The organism is Sporomusa sp. (assembly GCF_057736855.1).
This window is the reverse complement of the sequence record NZ_JBYKYF010000409.1, coordinates 1-2190: the sequence shown is the minus strand read 5'-3', so window position 1 is coordinate 2190 and position 2190 is coordinate 1. Positions and strand designations below refer to the sequence as shown.

Annotated in this window: 2 protein-coding genes; both read left to right on the top strand. The window is 34.7% G+C overall.

All coding sequences use genetic code 11. The annotated features are described in order from the left end of the window. The coding region (locus AC29Z1_RS16960; RefSeq protein ID WP_488272627.1) for an O-antigen polymerase at positions 1-877 on the top strand (877 nt) is incomplete at its 5' end. A 53-nt stretch (positions 878-930) separates the two neighbouring features. Next, positions 931-2085 carry a non-hydrolyzing UDP-N-acetylglucosamine 2-epimerase gene (gene wecB / locus AC29Z1_RS16955; protein ID WP_488272626.1) on the top strand — a complete coding sequence of 385 codons (1155 nt, stop codon included), beginning with the start codon at positions 931-933 and terminating at the stop codon, positions 2083-2085. Positions 2086-2190 lie beyond the last annotated feature (105 nt).

Genomic DNA, 2190 nt, shown 5'->3' with positions numbered 1-2190 from the left:
ATTAATGGCAAGCTCTATGGGGATCGAATGGTTGCTAAATCCTCGATCTGCATATCAGAGTGGGAGAAGCGGGGTTGGCTATCTTTATGCTATTTCTGCTTCGCTATTGTTTTTTTCATTTAATGTTTTTTTAATGAGAAGGATTTCGACGAACCGAAATTTTAAAAGCGACCTATTTATTTTGTTATGTTACATGTTCTTTGCTTTTTTTTGGGGAAGTAAAGGATTTATATCACACTTCATTGTTACATACATTTTATTTTATAACAATACAAGGCGGTTGCTTTCTTTTAAAAAAGTATTTTTCTGCGTAGCAATTTTATTATTATTATTTGGTGTTGTTTTTTATTTTCAGGAAAAAGCAGCGTTGGTTAGAATGATTCAGTTTTTTGACTATTATAATAATACAGCCTTATACTTTGACGACTATTTATTTGAACATGAAGGTAAAGCAAGGGTCTCTTATGGATTATATTGGTTAGGCAATTTTTGGAGTTATTTACCCAGACAAATATTTCCAAATAAACCCTTTACTTATGGATATCTGAACATTACTGAATCTTTTTGGCCAGGCTCGACCGAAATAGGATGCACACCTGCATTTTTGCCTATTGCAAAATATTTTTCAGACTTTCATCTTCTTGGTGTTATTGTAACACCTATAATAGAGGGCTATATTTTGAGCTTAAAATATGAATACTTCAAGCAAAGAAGGACACCATTCAGTTTTCTTATTCTAATAAGTGCCTATATCCCCTATTTTATGGTTATTGGTGGGCTATATTCGTGGATTTTTCTTTTAATAATGCTTATTTGGTTTGGAATTCAAAAAAATATTTTACTGACTATGTTTAGAAAAGCTCCATCCTTCTACTGACTTTAATGCAATTTAAAATTAATGACAGATACACAGAGGTGTTATAAAAAATAATGAAAAAAGTCTTAACTATTTTTGGAACTAGGCCTGAGGCAATTAAACTTGCCCCAATTTTAATTGAATTACAAAAATACTCTGATATCCAATCGAAAGTTTGTGTTACAGCACAGCACAGAGAAATGCTCGACCAGGTGCTTAACATTTTTTCAATTAAACCAGAAATTGATCTTGATATAATGTCTTCTAGGCAGACGCTTGCAAAGATTACCGCCAGGGTTATTGTTGGTATCGACGAGGTTCTTGAACAAGAAAGGCCTAACCTTATTCTAATACAAGGCGATACAACTACAGTAATGGCAACTGCATTGGCAGCCTTTTATCGAAGATTACCGGTAGGGCATGTGGAGGCAGGGCTCAGATCAGGAAACATATTTTCTCCATTTCCAGAAGAATTGAATAGAAAAGTGGCGGGGATAATAAGTCATTACCATTTTGCTCCCACAAAGAAAGCTGTAGCAGCTTTACGGCAAGGGGGTATTCAGCACGAGCATATTTATTTGACTGGTAACCCTGTTATAGACGCCATGAAAATAATTTTAAATAAACCTATTCCAATTGAAGCAAAAAAACTATTGGAAAAAATTGGGATAAAAGAATCTGATAATAAAAAGTTAATTATAGTTACATCTCACCGTAGAGAAAATTTTGGTACACGGTTTGAGAATGTTTGTGAAGCCATTAATCTTCTCGTAAAAAGAAATCGTAATGTAGTTGTTCTCTATCCAGTTCATCTTAACCCCAATATACACGAACCCGCTTATAGAATTTTAGGACAACACGAGCGAATTGTTTTGGTAAAGCCCTTAGAGTATCATGTGTTTGTTCATGTAATGAAAATGGCATATTTGGTTTTGACTGATTCTGGAGGTATTCAAGAGGAGGCACCTTTCTTAGGCAAGCCAGTGCTTGTAATGAGGACAGAAACCGAAAGGCCCGAGGGTATTGAGGCTGGAACCGCAAGAATTGTAGGTACCAATAAAGAGAGAATTATAGAAGAAGCGGAAAAATTATTATACGATGGGATTGAATATGAAAAAATGGCAAAAGCTGCTAATCCATATGGAGATGGTCATGCTGCAGAGCGAATTGTGCAAATTGTACGCAAGGTTATATCATCTAAGAACTTTTCTGATGGAAAAGTGAGTTAAAATGTTAAGAATAGGAATTGATGCAACCGCAATACCTAGCAATAGGGTGGGTGCAGGTGTTTATACCTTTAATCTCGTAAAATATCTATCTATTATAGATAAAAA